Origin of the sequence: Pelagibacterium lentulum (assembly GCF_003992625.1) — a bacterium.
Classification (GTDB): Bacteria; Pseudomonadota; Alphaproteobacteria; order Rhizobiales; family Devosiaceae; genus Pelagibacterium; species Pelagibacterium lentulum.
The window spans coordinates 60,185-74,112 of record NZ_RZMW01000003.1; the positions used below are offsets into that span (position 1 = coordinate 60,185).

The 13,928-nt window shown below is 53.8% G+C and carries 12 protein-coding genes; 2 read left to right on the plus strand and 10 right to left on the minus strand.

Annotated elements, in window-relative coordinates:
• The first annotated feature begins 265 nt into the window (after positions 1 to 265).
• Complete coding sequence (locus tag EO133_RS00550; protein ID WP_127070644.1) at positions 266 to 478, plus strand: hypothetical protein; 213 nt, start codon at positions 266 to 268, stop codon at positions 476 to 478.
• Positions 479 to 641: 163 nt separating this feature from the next.
• On the opposite strand, the gene EO133_RS00555 is transcribed toward EO133_RS00550, so the two are convergent.
• Positions 642 to 1,862 carry a hypothetical protein gene (locus EO133_RS00555; RefSeq protein WP_127070645.1) on the minus strand — a complete coding sequence of 407 codons (1,221 nt, stop codon included), beginning with the start codon at positions 1,860 to 1,862 and terminating at the stop codon, positions 642 to 644.
• A 240-nt stretch (positions 1,863 to 2,102) separates the two neighbouring features.
• On the opposite strand from EO133_RS00555, the gene EO133_RS00560 reads away from it, so the two are divergent.
• Positions 2,103 to 2,660, plus strand: a complete 558-nt coding sequence (locus tag EO133_RS00560) for a transglutaminase-like cysteine peptidase (protein WP_127070646.1) — start codon at positions 2,103 to 2,105, stop codon at positions 2,658 to 2,660.
• 15 nt (positions 2,661 to 2,675) lie between these two features.
• Here EO133_RS00560 and EO133_RS00565 read toward each other — a convergent pair whose 3' ends face one another.
• The 9 genes from EO133_RS00565 to EO133_RS00605 form a co-directional block, all read right to left on the minus strand.
• The gene (locus tag EO133_RS00565) at positions 2,676 to 3,854 is read right to left on the minus strand and encodes a glycosyltransferase (RefSeq protein WP_127070647.1); all 1,179 of its coding nucleotides are present in this window, start codon (positions 3,852 to 3,854) and stop codon (positions 2,676 to 2,678) included.
• Positions 3,855 to 3,913: 59 nt separating this feature from the next.
• Complete coding sequence (locus tag EO133_RS00570; protein ID WP_164734814.1) at positions 3,914 to 4,909, minus strand: 50S ribosomal protein L11 methyltransferase; 996 nt, start codon at positions 4,907 to 4,909, stop codon at positions 3,914 to 3,916.
• Positions 4,910 to 5,087: 178 nt separating this feature from the next.
• The gene (locus EO133_RS00575) at positions 5,088 to 6,398 is read right to left on the minus strand and encodes a lipopolysaccharide biosynthesis protein (RefSeq protein WP_127070649.1); all 1,311 of its coding nucleotides are present in this window, start codon (positions 6,396 to 6,398) and stop codon (positions 5,088 to 5,090) included.
• 2 nt (positions 6,399 to 6,400) lie between these two features.
• Positions 6,401 to 8,152 carry an asparagine synthetase B family protein gene (locus EO133_RS00580; protein WP_127070650.1) on the minus strand — a complete coding sequence of 584 codons (1,752 nt, stop codon included), beginning with the start codon at positions 8,150 to 8,152 and terminating at the stop codon, positions 6,401 to 6,403.
• Between the two features lie 77 nt (positions 8,153 to 8,229).
• Complete coding sequence (locus EO133_RS00585; RefSeq protein ID WP_164734815.1) at positions 8,230 to 10,353, minus strand: GumC family protein; 2,124 nt, start codon at positions 10,351 to 10,353, stop codon at positions 8,230 to 8,232.
• Positions 10,346 to 11,167 carry a metallophosphoesterase gene (locus EO133_RS00590; RefSeq protein ID WP_127070652.1) on the minus strand — a complete coding sequence of 274 codons (822 nt, stop codon included), beginning with the start codon at positions 11,165 to 11,167 and terminating at the stop codon, positions 10,346 to 10,348. Before EO133_RS00590 ends, EO133_RS00585 begins: the two co-directional genes overlap by 8 nt.
• Positions 11,168 to 11,179: 12 nt before the next feature.
• Positions 11,180 to 12,604 carry an O-antigen ligase family protein gene (locus EO133_RS00595; RefSeq protein WP_127070653.1) on the minus strand — a complete coding sequence of 475 codons (1,425 nt, stop codon included), beginning with the start codon at positions 12,602 to 12,604 and terminating at the stop codon, positions 11,180 to 11,182.
• A gap of 28 nt (positions 12,605 to 12,632) precedes the next feature.
• Positions 12,633 to 13,118: a hypothetical protein gene (locus tag EO133_RS00600; protein WP_127070654.1), complete on the minus strand. Its 486-nt coding sequence runs from the start codon at positions 13,116 to 13,118 to the stop codon at positions 12,633 to 12,635.
• 367 nt (positions 13,119 to 13,485) lie between these two features.
• Positions 13,486 to 13,893 carry a hypothetical protein gene (locus EO133_RS00605; protein WP_127070655.1) on the minus strand — a complete coding sequence of 136 codons (408 nt, stop codon included), beginning with the start codon at positions 13,891 to 13,893 and terminating at the stop codon, positions 13,486 to 13,488.
• Positions 13,894 to 13,928 lie beyond the last annotated feature (35 nt).

A 13,928-nucleotide genomic window follows, 5' to 3' on the forward strand; every position in this document is an offset into this window, starting at 1 on the left:
CTCCGACGCACTACACAAACACGATTACTGCCCTTGGTCTTTGCCGACTGCGCAACTCAGTAATTTCCCTATTGAACCATAAAATTTGCAAACATCAAAGCATTTGTTTACGATTGGTTAACCAAATAGAGCGTCGCATTTATTTCAGTCAATTTGTGTCCTTAAGCATTAAAACTTGAGTGGAGTTTGGTGTTCAAAATAATGTGTAGAAGCGGGGTCTTGCGTCTGGTTCCGCAGCCTGAACGTTCATTCTGGAGTAAATCTGATGGGTGTCGTGGCCGGGTTCACTTTTGGGTTGGTGGTTGGACTGCTGCCAACGATCAAGGCAATTTTCCTTGTCCTGGCCGCTCTACTGGCGGTTCTGGTGTCTGTCGCAACGGCGCTGTACGGCGTTTCCGTCGTGGCGCTGATATGCGTTATTCTTGCGCTCAATCTGGGGCTTGTCGCGGGTAGTTTGTGCCTGCCCGATGACGTCTAGACCGGTTCAGTTCTTCCCGGAAATAGGAGTGAGGCCGCTCGGCCCGCTGGGTTGGCGCCCTGCCGGTCTTGGCCGACGGACGCCATTGCCCTGCGCCCGTTTGAGCGCCGGGTCCATCGGCCAATACGCCAACGGAGGCGTTTTCGAGAAAAAATGAAGCGGTCTAGCGGCTGGAATGATCGTTCAAGGCCGGACGATTTTGGCTGGCGGTGATGTAAAGGCCTGCCGTGAAATAGAAGATGGCCATCGACGCGTAGTTATCGATCAGGTTCTCGGTGAAAAAATAAATCAACAGGACGGTGAAAAACGTCTTTTGAAGCCTGCTGGGTAGGGAAAGCAGAATTCTTGCATTGAAAACCAGAAAGAAAATAAAGTTGATTGCGCCAAATTCGGCGAGAACTCTCAGATAATCGTTATGTGGTATCAGGCCTTCATTGGTCATGAAGGGAGAGCGTCCCGGTCCATACCCAAAAAGCCATGTGCCAACGCCGCCCTGGGCGTAGAGCGATAGGATATCGAGCCAGTGTTTGATCCGGAAATAGCCTGAAAGGTCGGTAGAACCTTGCCGGGCGATGATGTCATCATAACTCATTCGGGAAATGCCAGATATGCCCATGGTCCGCAGATCGGAATAAAGCGAGGCGGCAACATCGGTGAAACGGGACAGGAATCCGGCTTGCGCCATGACGACAACGGCAATGACCACTGCCGAGACGAAGGCAATATTGCGGGCTCTAAAGCTTGAGAAGTACCACGTGCCGATGGCAAGAAACGTAGCAAGCAAGACGCCTATCTTCTGAAACAGGATGACCTGTATGACCTGGATAACCAATGCCTTGCTTGTCAGATAATGGCTTGCAGCAAAAAGCAGGGCGGTAAAATAAATGGCGGCCGTATTGGCATTGGGGAAGTACGAAAAGGCAACCCAGGATGGATAAATCCGGGACTGACCGAAAAGGGCAAACGATAGCGGAATGATGGCAAGTGCCGCCAAGACGGGCCGGGAAAGCGACCCGGATACTGTTTTCACATGCCGTGCCGCAAGGAAGAAGATGTAGATCGAAAGGTATTTGATTGCATCGACGGCGGCGACATGCGGTGCGTTCACCAGAATCGTTCCGATCAGCGCGAGCCCGATCAGTCCGGCCTTAAAGGCGTAAAGCTTGTAAAAGGACTTTCGCGTGAGCAGGAAAGCCAACAAAAACAGCACATAGCCTGCAGAAATTGCATTATTTATCGATTGCAGCGGCGCCGAGGCGGTTGCATTGAAAGCCAGAAGCAAAAGGGCATTGGCCAGCAATATGCCAGCGGTAACCGAGACGAGTACCGAACTTTGCTTCGTTCTGTTCCATGCGGCTGAAAAATTGTCCTGAGCGATGCTCATGTGCCCAACCGGTTGATCGCACCTTCGATCAACCGAGTATGACGCAGGACGAATAATCTGGAAATGGGTAGCACCATCAATAAGTCACCCTCGCGCGGAACGGGGCTGGCTATTTGCCGCGCGGCTTGATCCAGCGCGTGTCACGCGGCCGAATGCCCTGAACTTTCTTCACAGGTAGAAAGCATTTTTAAAGATGCCTGCCGCAATGATGCCTTCAGCACTGCATACGGAGGCGTCAATATGGATTTACGTTCTTTTGCGCTTAGCGCCAGTTTCGCCTTATTCGGACTCTCTGGGACTGCGGCTTATAGTTATGATAGTTCCAGCCCGGCTGCGCAGATCAAGACCGCAGCCCCAACGGCAGCCCCTGTCGGCCTTCAGGTTTTTTGCCTTGGCAACGCGCATCATTGCACCTCGAGCAATGTAAGTGTCGTTGAAATGAGCCAGGATCTGATGGCCATGCTCAATCGTGTCAATGGGTCGGTCAATCGCTCTATTCGACCGCGTGTGCGTTCGACCCAGGTTTGGGAGCTTGGCGCCCGCTCAGGCGATTGCAAGGATTATTCGCTTAACAAGCGCGCCCAACTGGTTGCCCTGGGTGTTCCGGCTGGTGCCTTGCGCATAGCGATTGGCTATACCGCACGCGGGGAAGGTCATGCCGTTCTGGTGGTGCGAACCAGTGCTGGCGATCTGGTGCTCGACAATCTGACAAACCAGATCAAGCCATTTCATCAGACCGGGCACCGTCTGATCGCCATATCGAACGGCGATTTGCGCAAGTGGAACACGATCGTCTGATTGCCTGCCTATCGATCAAGTGCCGACGAGCGATTCATAAAAGCGCTCATATTGACTTGCGATATATGCCGGATCGAAACGCCTGGCATAGCTGACTGCGTTGGCGGATAGAGTGGCAAAATCGGTTCCGGCGAGGCGAGCGATGGCCTCTTTTAGGTTGTCAGGGCTTTCGGGATCAAAAAGTTCCCCGGTCTTGCCGGGCTCGATCAATTCCGGAATGCCCCCTTTGTTGGCGCCCAGTACCGGCAGCCCAAATGACATTGCCTCGATAACAACCCGACCGAACGGTTCGTTCCAGCGCGAGGGCACGACCAGCGCATCGATCTGCTCAAAGAGCTCTCCGGGGCTGATAAAGCCGCGAAACTGCAGCCGTTGCGGGTCGGCTCTGGCTTTAAGGGCGGTCACGAATGGCTCTGGACCTGCACCCGCAACAACGCCCCGTAGTCCGGGATCGGCATTGATTGTATCGACGAAGAGGTCAGCGCCCTTGTGGGGGCTTAACTGGCCAATAAAGCCCAGAGTAAGCGGCCTGTCTGCCGGACGAGGCCGTTTTGAGCCGGGCACCTTTGCGATCGGATTGTAGATAACGGCATTTGGTGACTTCTCGAAGTGCGCGAAAAAGCCCTGATGAACCTGCCGGGAATATTGGCTGACAAAGACATAGCCGTCGCTTCGGCCAACACCGAAACGGCGCGGTGCTGTCAGAATGGCGCAGGAGCGGCATTGATATGAACAAGGCCTGCCAGCGCGGAACATGCTGGCACGCCAGCAGCCCAGATAGTAGTCGCGCGGCGTATGAACATATTTTGTATCGGGGCGTTTTGTGAGCAGAAGGCTCAACGGGGAAAAGCCGTAAAGACAATTTGTATGCACCACTTGGGGTGCCAGGTCTCCGAGCGCATCATTGATCTGGCGTGCGGCAAGCAGATTGACGTCATCGATCAGGCGCCAGGCTAGACGTTTTACAAGATGGTGATCTTTTTGCTCGGCAACGCTAAACAGGTTTGGGGTCGGCAATCTGACAATGTTAACGCCGTTGCGCGTTTCGTACTCTATGCCTTTTTCAGGCGCGCAGGTTATGACGTCAATCCTGTGGCCGCGAGCGGCCAGTGTTTCGCCAATCACTTGCACCGACCGTTCCGATCCGCCCTTTCCATAGGGCGCGTACCAGGAGTTCAGGTAAACGATGTGCATCGGCGCCCTGCCTGGCGAGCATCACGAAACCAATGCGTGTGCGGATTGTACGCCACCGTTCAGGACGCGCTGCCTGCGCGCTCTAATACCGTAGTCGCATGCGTCCAGGTTGAGACGTTGCAGATATCTTTCACATCCCAATCGACGCCGATACGATCCCCTTTCGATACCGGTATGGCCTCGCTCCGGATGAAATGGCAGTTCCAACTCGTCCGGCGGTCATTTGGCCCATTCTGAATAAAGATTTCGTCGTCAAAAAGCGTCTTGAAATAAAGACAATATCCATCGATTTCGCCGTCCTGAACGATGCTGCGCTGCTGATGCCAGGTGCATCCAAACGTATCGGAGCCGGCTTGATAAAGATCGAACTTGAACACCGGTTCGGGATTGCACAGCAAATGCTCCACCTCATCGGGCAATATGCGCCGTTGCAGGGTCGTTCTTGCCAACGCGCTGAAATCTTTGCTTTCCTGAATGAACCGCCTGGTTCCACTGAACTTTAGCCCGAAAAGATCGCGCTCCCAGAGAAAGGGCATTTTGTAGCTCGGCTTGAGGCTGACGGGCTCAAGAAACAGCTCGAATTTCGAGGGCAGGATCTTGCCGCCGGGAGCCAATATGCGATCACGCAGATCCGTAATGTTCTGGATCAGGTATTCGTTGAACAGTTCCGAGCCCATCTGCTCGTGGATGATCGCCGTCACCTTCTCCTGGGGCGCGAAGCTCCGGCTATGCCCTTTGAAAAAGACAACATTGTCTATGTCGTTGTCCTTTGCCAGAAACTCCGCCATTTCAATGATATCGCTATGATCGATGGCGTAAACTTTGCGGGCGCCGGCCTTGGATGCAAACATTGCCAGGATTCCGGTGCCGGTTCCAAGGTCAACGGCAATGTCGCCTGGCGAGATATATTTTTTAATTGCCTTATAATATGCGGAAACGCGCGATTCATCGGCAAGCATTCTTTCGTGAATCTCAGGCTTTGTGAAATATCTTTTGTTTCGGATTTCCATGATTTTTTCATGGATGTAAGGGATGTCCTGAAGATAGTTCTTCACGGCATTTGCCTGTTTGAAAATCATACTTCCAATCGACATTTGAACCCTTTCGGTAAGCGTATTGATCAAGTCCTGTTTTGCCGCGAAATCTCCGTCTGCCAACGATAGCTCAGCCTTTTTTCTTTAGAAAGTCATTTGATTGGCAGTATTCGTGTTGTCTCTCACTTTGATGGCATAATCAGTTTGCCCTGCCTTTTGCCAGATTCAAAATCCAGATGATCAGCACGCTGTTGTGAGCGACGCTGAGGGTACAGAAAACGGCAACGGCTGTCAGTGAGCTGCCGCCGAACGCAATTACCAGTGCGAAGCCGAGCGCCTTGCAGGCCAGTGCTACAACTTCAATGAGTAGGAATTGGCGTTGGACTTTAATGACAGGAATGGCTGCCAGACTTGGCCGATTGATGAAGGCAAAAAATAACCAGAGACTGATCCATCGGGCATAGTCGCCCGCTCCGGACCATTGCTCGCCCAGCACAAGGCTGAACAGCGGTTCGCCCCATATTATAACGGCGCCAAATGGGACGATGCCCAGCCCGAAAAGGCGGATCGTATAGGTTCTGACAAGCGGATAGATCTGCTGACCGCTGCGGTCCTTCTCGGCGAGGCCTGGATAAATGACATCGGAAACGGCTTTGCCGACAAGCGTAACGGGGATTGCGAGGATGGTTGCGGCCATCGTGAAATATCCCGCTGCCATAATGTCGAAAAAACTGGCAAGCGTCAGGATGGGAATACTCTGGGAAATTGAATTGAGCAGAATCTGAGGAGATCGATAAAACAGGAAATCGATATATCGGAGTGCAGCGTTGCGCAGATGGAGCAGCCTGAAGTGCGTCGCACCCAATGCGCCATGCCTTATGGCGGCACCTGCATTTGCGAAAAACATGAGTGCCAGGCCCGCGACATATATCGAAATCAGGGTCAAGGCCGACGGGGCGACAAAGCCGGCACCAAGCCGGATTGCGTTGTTGAATATTGCAACGAGGACCACGACGACGGCAATCTCGCGGAACCGGTGCTCGCGGATCAGCCATTGAACCGCAGCCTCATTGAGGGCGAAACACCAGATCGCCACCGCAATGAGAGGAATAAGCGCATATCCGGATATGGTGACAAGCGAGAAGGGATAAAGGGCAACTGCACCCAACCCGATTGTCAGAAGCGACAGACAGACAAAGGATGCGATCGCAAGGCTCAACGCGACTAGATGTCTGGCATGATCGGGCTTTTGCGGCAAAACGACGGCAAGGGGGTAAGCAAAAGCGGCGATCGGTCCCACAATGCCGATGATGGCTGTCACTGTGCCAAGGACGCCCCATGCTTCAGGGCCGAACAATCTTGCAATTATGGGCACAAAGGCCATGGATACAGCCTGCGCAAGCGTCGTGCCGAGCGTTACCGTGCCGATATTGCGCATTTGCGGGTCGTCCAGCCAGGATTTCCCCGATGCTCTCCATTTGACCATAAAGGCCTGATTGAGCCGGTGCATGGTCAATGGCCCCTGAGTTGCGCGAGGACCTGAAGCAAGTTGACCTTCTGGCTGACAAGAAGCTCGGATCCCGAAAACATCGACTTCAGCCGCTCTATGGTCAAATCGGGGTGAAGAAGAGTTCCCGTCGCAACAACTTCTTCGACCTGCGCCTTAAAGCAGTCAGATGCAAGGTCTGCTGTCCAATCGTTCCAAGGTCCCTGGTTGCCTGTCTTTCTGACAATTCCTGCAAGGCGTCGTGAGATCCAGACGCTCGCGCGTAGTCCGAAATTGAGCTGCCAGGGCAGATGAGGAAAGCCACCATCGGCGTGGCGGATGTGGCGAGTGGATTGCAGCACCGGCGCCGCAGCGGCGTTAAACAAGCGCCGATTGAGCTTCCAGGATTGCGGTACGGCAGCAGAAATTCTGATGACGTCGCTGGATGTGAAGGGTTCGTAGCTGGCATAAAGACGGCGCGCAATGTTGATATTGGGGTTACCCATATCCATGCCAGCGGGCCAGAACGTGCTCCATTCCTCGGCACTTTGCGGGCGGAGTTGTTCCAATAAAGACAAATGGGTCCGCCTGCGTTCATCCACTGCCAGCGTCAATTCGTCGGGTAATGCACGCGCGGCCCGTTGATTGCTCAAGCGGCGACCAGGTAACTTGATTTCGGGCATGATTGGCATGCGCCCGGTCGGCGGATATTTCTTTATGTCGCATCCCTTGATCAAGACGTCGGAGAAATAGCCACCAAAGACTCTTGGATGGCTTGCCAGTTCAAATCGGCGATGAAAGTCGTAGGAATGGGCGTGGATGGTTTCCGCGCCGCGGCCGATAAGCCGGCCGGCGGCTTGCATATGACGCAAGTAATGATGGGGCTCGCGCAGCCCGAAATTGAATTTTATGCCAAGCGTTTTGCAAACATCGGCGGCTATTTTTGCTTCGCGGTTCCATTGATCGGCAAAAGCAAAACCTGAGATGCTGACATGTTCTGGCAAAAGCGAGCCGATCAGTCTGGAATCTTCGCCCGCACTGATCAGGATCGCTGCCTCATCTATGTCCCGGCATGCACCGGTTACGCAGTTGGAAAGAGCGGTGCGCAGATCGGCGGCAGCGTCCTTGATTTTGCCATAGTGAACCTGTTCGCGTGGCTGCCAATAAATGTCCTGCGCCTTGATGTCGTCGCACCCATTTTTGAACACGGAAACGCTTGCCGGGGGCAACTGGCGTATTTCAGTGTAGGCGGTATAGGGAAACGTTATTGAACCATAGGTGATGAAGTCGACAAGCGAGACGGGATCAGGCTTGCCAACCCTACCTGAGAGTTCCGCCAAGGTATCGATATGAGTGCCAATGCACAATTCGGAGCCAGCACCTTTCTTGTAAAAGGCCGGAATTAGCGCCATCATGTCTACAATCGCTGAGACGTGACCGGAACTTTTGTCGATAGCAAAGATGAAAAATGGTCCGCTAAGCGTGGCACTCCAATCGCAATCTGAAGTTTGTAGCCAGATGTCGTAGATCAGCTTGCTGGTTGCGGGGCGCCATTGTGAAGGTGCGCTGGCAAGCAACGGACCACCCAAAACGCAGAACAGGTGACGCTCATTGTCGATGACGGGAAACCCGGCATAAATGCTCGCGCTTATTGCAACGCTTCCCCACTCACCGTGAAATTCAGCGATAGGGGGCGGGGCATCCTCATAAATTGCGCCAATCCACTCAGAAAGCTGTCCTTGCGGGCATTTGCGGTTCGAGTAAAGGACATCGCTCATGGTTTGCCGGCTGATGGAAGGTGCGCGTTTGGGGCAATATGCTCAGAAAGATGCTGCACCATCATCTGGCGTCCTGGTCAATCTTCGTCGAAATATTCTGCGTAATAGGATGACTTGGCGCGGGAGAACTGAAACTGGTTTAGGACGATTATGCTCGGCACTTCCTGTTCAAGCGACAATCTGAGTTGTTCAAAGGCTCTTTGAGCGTCCTTCTGAGCTGTCGCAGCCCAGCGTAGAACGAAAACAGCAGCCGTTGCATGGCGCGCGAGGTAAATCGTATCGACAATCGGTTCGAGAGGCGGTGTGTCAAGAACGATGATTTCATAGCGGCTTCTGCCTGCGTTTAGAACCTTCTCGAAATTAGCGCTAGTGAGCAATTGATCAGTTGATGCTTGGGGCGGGCGCGTGCTGGTGAGGATGTGTAGACCACTAGGGTCCACTTGAACAAGTTGGTCGAGGTATTCGATTTGAGCCTTGCCGTTCAGAAGGTCTAGCAAGCCATCAGACTGACCGACGTCGATATAGGTATGAACGGCCGGTTTGCGCAGGTCGCAATCGATAAGCAGTGTCTTGTGGCCCGCCAGAGCATAAACCCGCGCCAACGAGAGCGCTATAGTGGTTTTGCCGTCGCCGGGCAGAGCAGAAGTGACCAGCATGATTGGTGGCTCTTGGCGTTCCTCTGCCCGTCCAGTCTTCAGTTGTCGCAAACTGCGATCAATAGATGCGCGAATTCGACGGATCGATTCGCTGTAGATCGAAACCGGCGCAGCGATAACGGCGGTCGTGGGCGAGTTACCTTGTACGAGATAGCGAGGAACCTCGACGACATTGGGGGTTTTGAAAAGATCGACGGCTTGTTCCGAGGATGTGACGCCGCCGACAAAGTTTTCCCTCAAATAGCCTAGCCCCACGCCTGCGGCAGCGCCCAGCACAAGGGCGGCGCCGATAAACAGCACCGGATTGGGGAAGGAGGGCGCCGAAGGCGGCATCGCTTCGGAAACCACACGTGCGTCGGCCAATTGGGTGTGCGCCTGCAAGCGCAAGTCGTTCGAGCGCTCCATCAATGCCTGGTATTGCAGGCGCGCCAGTTCAGCAGCCTGCTGCAATTCGAATACCGAGGTTAGGGCATCGGCAGGCAGATCGCTGCTTACAACTGTTGAACGTATCTGCTGTCGTAATCGAGCCGTTTCGGCCTGGAGCGAAGAAGCCTGCTCTCGAAGCCCTTGGGTTGCCTGTTGGCTGTGTGCTGCGATGCTTGCTTCAATCTCTTCAAGCTCGGCCCGCAGGCCCAAAGCAGTTTCCGATTCCGGCTCAACCGCTTGCAGCGCGGCCACGATGCCCTCCCGGTCCTCAAGCAATAAAAAAGTGTCATCGGTGTCTATTGCATTTAAGAGGCCCGCCCAATCGGCGCTGGCCAGATTGGTATCCAGTTGCCGGGCTTGTTCCAGCAACAGGTCGCGCTCCCGCGTTATATCTCTGAGGCGCGATTGAAGCAGCGCGGCTTGGATCGTGATGCCCTGATCGGAGGTCTCGTCTATATAGTTGGAAATGAAGGAGTCGAGATTGGACTCAGAGGCGACTACGGCCCGTCTGACCTCATTGAGACGGCTGTCGAGCACCGACTGGCTTGCAAGTACGGCCTCAACCTTACGGGTGACCTGATGATGGATATATGTTTCAGCGACGAGGTTGGAGAGTTGTGCTGCCTTTTGAGGGTTTTCAGACTGGACCGAGACGCTGATCAGATAGGTCATGCCATGCCGTTGGACAGTGAGTGCGCGGCGCAATTGTGCAAGGGCGCTGCGTTCAGCAGTGTCGCTCGCATTGGCACGGTTGGTGAAAGGGAGAAACAGTGATCGCGCCTGCGCAAGAGGGCCGACGCGGCGCCCAAATTCAGGATCCTGACCAAGTCCGCCGCGCGCGATAACGTCGAGCAGAACGGCATCAGATCTTATGATTTCGGCCTCACCTTCAATGCGGGCATTCTCGTTCACGGAAGATGAGGTAGCGGCATCGCCTGTCAACGCGTCAATTCCGCGAGGATCGACAACGAGCAAGGTGGATGAAGTATAAACAGGGGACAGGGCGGCCAGCGCCAAACCGGCGAGTGCTAGTGCCAGTGCGATTGTTACGATTATCAGTTTGGATTGGCGCTTCAGGAGATTGAGCGCCGCTCTGATGTCGAATTCATCGCTACTCATGATGATCGCTACTCCTCGGTACATGCAAAAGGTCGGTCGTATTGACCGCCGCCTGGATGAAAAAGGGCTCGGCCCGCTCCATCAGGCGTACACAAGTTAAAATACCTCTATAAAAGGCGCCGGTATCGATGTTGATCGCGCCTGGCTGTACAGTGGGAGCGTCAACGATGGTATGCCCGTGAACGACGAGAATATCAGATTCTGGGTCAGGTTGCGCGCGCGTCCACAATAAGTCTGTGTCGCTATGATCTGAGAGCGTGCGCCCGGGCTGTAATCCGGCGTGGACAAATATGTGATCGTCCACAGTCAATGAAACCGGCAGGCCTCTTAGAAATGCAATATGATCGGCAGGGATATAGGCCTGCAGAGAGCCGGCCAACTTATGCCATGGCGCTCGTCCTTTGATCATCGTGTGGTGGGACAGACCGTAGGACTGCAAGGTATCGACGCCACCAAATGCCAGCCAATGGTCAAAAGAACGCTGATCGAGCAAGCCATCAAGCATCATTGCTTCATGATTGCCGCACAGACAGATGCGGCGGAAGCCATGCGGTGCAGAGGCGAGAAGGTGCGAGATAACACCCGCCGAGTCAAAGCCGCGATCCACATAGTCGCCCAGCATCACGATCCATTTTTCGCCTGAAATGGATTGTGAATCCTCGATGATAGACTGCTCGAGTTGGCACAACAGATCTAAGCGGCCATGGACATCGCCAATAGCATAGATCGCCTTGGGCCAATCGGCTATCAGCCGTTGTCGAAAGGATTCTGTAGGCAGGTGCGCCCTACCGAATAGTGTTTTGAGTAAACCCATGTTCAGTGTTTCTCAACCTTCAAGCATTTTTCTTTCTTTTCCTCTCGAGGCAACAGAAATCCCGACGCCTATGATAGCAAGAAACTGGTAGGCGTTGGCATCAATTTCGAGACTGAAATCAAAAATGGAGTGAATCGTTACGGCAGAAATAACAACCAGCGCTGTTTGAGCGTGCCACCATGCCGAATCCTGTATGAGAAACAATTGAAGGGCATGGCGGAAGAAGAATGCGACTACAACAATTGGAAGCAGGCCAACGACAATACCCAGCTCCGCAAACAAACTCAGATAGGTGGAGTGTGCCTTATCCCACCAGTGGTTGGGTGATACTGGCTCGCGATGATAAAGCGGGTATGCAACTTCAAAGCTGCCCGCGCCATACCCGGTCCAGGGTTTGGCACGGATCATTTCAATTATCTGGCTGTAGAGGTTGAGACGCACTGATGTGTCATGGCCCAACATATCGATACGTCCCAACAGCCCTGCGCCGACAAGAACTATTGCCAAGAGGAGGATAAGGGTCATACCAGCTGCCAGCACAGAAAATTTGGTTATCGCACCGCTGCGAAACTTCAGTCCGGCAAGCAGCAAGGATGCCAAGACGGTGAATACCGCCATCACAGTTCCCATTCGGGATTGAGACGCGATTATGGCACCCATCATTATGAACAGGCCGGTGCCGATACAAAACAACTGGCTCAACTGCTGGAAGGCGTGGGTTTGCCGCTCGCTCTCAGTTTTGGTGCCAAGCATTGTGTGCAAGGCCATACAGCAGCCGATCCCAATGCCCATTACAATAAAGCTTGCGAAAGAATTGCGGTTAACGAAGGTGCCGGTGACCGCGCCCGGATAAGCATCCGCTGCCAGAAAGCCAAGCCACCGGCCATCTTGGGCAAAATCGAGCAGGGCTATGGCAGCGTGTGCAGCTATAATAAAAAAGATGGCGCGCAGCATCCAGTCGGCGCGCGAGCGACTGGTCGCGATCTGTACGACAAGGAGAAAGAACAGGCCAAAGGAAATCCAGCGCAAGGCCGATAATATTGTTGTGCCGGCGGCCAGACTGATTGTGCTGCTTTGAATTTGGCCTCCGTCGGCGCTGACGGCAGTTATGTAAAGTCCGAAATGGCCGAAGGGAATGATTTGAACAACCATCGCAAGGACCACAATCAACCATAGAATAGAGGGTATGCGAAACAGGCGTTGTGGTAAGCGTACCCGAAAGCGGCCGCGTATCAGCGCGATATACAGCAGCCCCATACCGCCGACGATTGCTACATTGCTCGCCCAGAAGAAAGGGCGGTTTGAGCCCAAAGGTACAGGGCAGAGGGCGAGGAAGACCAAAAGGGAAACGGCAATCCAGTCGTTGGGGCGACCGAACATGGCAGCAGAGCCGGATTTTGGTACAGTCCGTAATGCCTGCAACAGGTGGGATGCCATTGCCTAGGCTTTCATTTCGGATTGATGCCTAGTCATTACCGAGGCCATGTGCGATGCGGACGAAGTGAAAGAACTGTGCCTGATCGTGCTCATTGAAATGCACCAGAATATTGTCCAAACGCGCTCGAAATACCTCGTCCGATACATATCTGCGCGCCAGGTCTTCGGCACCTATGTAGGATTGAGCGAGGAGCGTAACGTCATCCCAGTAGGCGTTCCGCGCTCTTTCATCGAGAATATCAAATCGGGGCTCCGCCACCTCCCAGCGCCATCGCGCCAGCCAAACTTCGTATGGGGCGATGAGATGCGATACCGCAAGGTAGGTGTTTCCGCTCTCTGGCAAATTGAGATCAAAAGCAAACTTTGCTGAAACCAAATGAGCGAAAGCATCGGCGGGGGAGCGCGCTTGCGCAGTCTGTGCCGCAGCCTTGCAATTGGTCGCCAGGCTTAGTTTTTGCGGTGTTGGTTGAATGCGGCCATGAACGCTAAGGCTAGCTTTCAGACACGCGCTCAAGCTGACCCTCGTGCCGAGAAGCGAATAGGGGATTGGGGGCATTGTATGAACAAAGCGCTCGAAAACATCCTGCTCGCTACCTTGAGCGGCCAGAAACGGTCGCGCTTCGCTCAGTGCGGCAAGACCCCCTCCCATGACGCAAATGAGGCAAATGCCCAATAGGCGCAGCACTCAAGTCCTCCTTGGGCAGCCATTGGCCTCTATGCGATGTTCGCTGCTTTAATGTTTTGAACAGCTATCAGTGCAGTGGCAAAGTTGGCTTGCCGATGGCGCCTATCCTATATTTCCTAATGTCACAGCATTGCCGCTGCGCTGCCGCATGATAACGATGTTGGTTCTGCTGCAATCGCAGAAGCTCCAGCCTGTCTCAGTTGTCGCTCGCAAAGGCGGGCGTTACTGTTGGAATCGCTGCAACCGGGAACGGGCTGCATTGCATGATCGCCAGAGCAATTTCTTCAATCGCCAGGGACTGCTGTGTATCGGTGATCGAGTCGCCCAGCTGACGCACCGCTTCCGCGACACGGACACACAGAGACAGTTCGTTTAACTCTACCGACGCAAGCGAGGTTACAGCATTTGCAATGTCATCCTCGCTTCTTGCGAAGTTGATGAAGGCGCCCACCGTTACAAAACAATCCTCATCGGTTGCGCTGAACGTCGTACACAGATTGGTGAGTTCAGGAATCGATGGGGGCGCTGCCACTTGTCCGTTGGCGGGGGACATCAGAAACAGTGCGGGCAGGGTATACACGAAAATACGCATGGCACGAAACATTGTGCACCCTCCTAATACTTAATGAACTATTAACA